This is a genomic window from Streptomyces sp. BR123, assembly GCF_013401435.1.
Lineage (GTDB): Bacteria > Actinomycetota > Actinomycetes > Streptomycetales > Streptomycetaceae > Streptomyces.
In genome coordinates, this window is the sequence record NZ_JACBGN010000617.1 from 1 (window position 1) to 1,150 (window position 1,150).

Annotated in this window: 1 pseudogene; it reads left to right on the forward strand. The window is 78.3% G+C overall.

Annotated features, from left to right (window positions below):
• A pseudogene (locus HYE82_RS36675) lies at positions 1-1,150 on the forward strand (hypothetical protein); the annotation flags it as partial.

Sequence of the window (1,150 nt, forward strand, 5' to 3'; positions counted from 1 at the left end):
CGGGCACCCCTCCCCGGCTCCACCCCGACGGCCCGGACATCCCGCCGTGGCTCCGACCGGGCAACCCGGACGTCCACGCCCAGGGACCCGCCCCCGACCCGGCCAACACCCCGGACAACTCGGCCAGCTGGCCCCCCGTCACCCCCCACGCTCCGCAGGGCGACGGGCACGGGTACGGGTACGGGTACGGCGACGGGCACGGGTACGGGCACGGGTACGGCGACGGGCACGCGTACGGGTACGGCGACGGGTACGGGCAGCAGGGCCACGCACAGCACCTCGGCCCGGGGCCGGGCCCGGGGCCCGGGCAGGCGGGCCACGTCGACGAGCGGGCCCACAACCGGCGCCAGGAGCACGGCCCGGGACCGTCCCTCGGGGCCGATCAAGGCTTCGGCCGGGCTTTCGCGCCCGGGCACGCGTCGGACGGCCGCGGCCACACAACGGAGCACGGGCAGGGCCCGGTTCACGGCCACGGCCACGGGCCGGACATCGCGGCCGGCCACGGAGAGGCTCACGGGCCCGGCCACACTCCCTCCGCCCATCCCGTAGACGGCCACGGACGCCACCACGGCCACATACCGGAGCACGGGCCGGAGAAGTTCAGGCAGGCGCACAGCCACGGTCACGGCGTCGGCCACGGCCACGGCCACGGCCACGAGTTCGGGATACCGCTGGAGGGGCAGCCGTACCCGGGCGGGCCCTCCGGCCCCGCGGAGGCGGCACAGGCGTGGGAGAGCGGGGCCTGGTCCCCGGGCCACGGCATATCCTCCGCCGGGCCCGGCTGGACCGGCGGCCCCGCCACGGACGGGGCCCCCTCGGTCACTTGGGCCCCCGGAAGCCACGGCTACGCGGCGCCCCCGCCCCGGCAGGGGCAGGCCGCACCGGCGGACTTCGGCATGTCCACCACCGACCCGGCATGGCAGCTGCAGGCCGGGGCCGCGTCCATCCCCCACCCCCGGCCGGGCGAACCCACCGCACCCGGGGCCACCCGGCAGCGGCCCGCTCAGCCCGCCGACGGGCAGGACGGCGGTACGGCCGCACACGCCACCGACGGCGGAACGACCCACCCCGGCGGCAACAGCAGCGGCAACGCCAACGGCAACCCAGGCGCAGGCAGAGACACAGCCGACCCCGCAGCCCACTCCGCAGC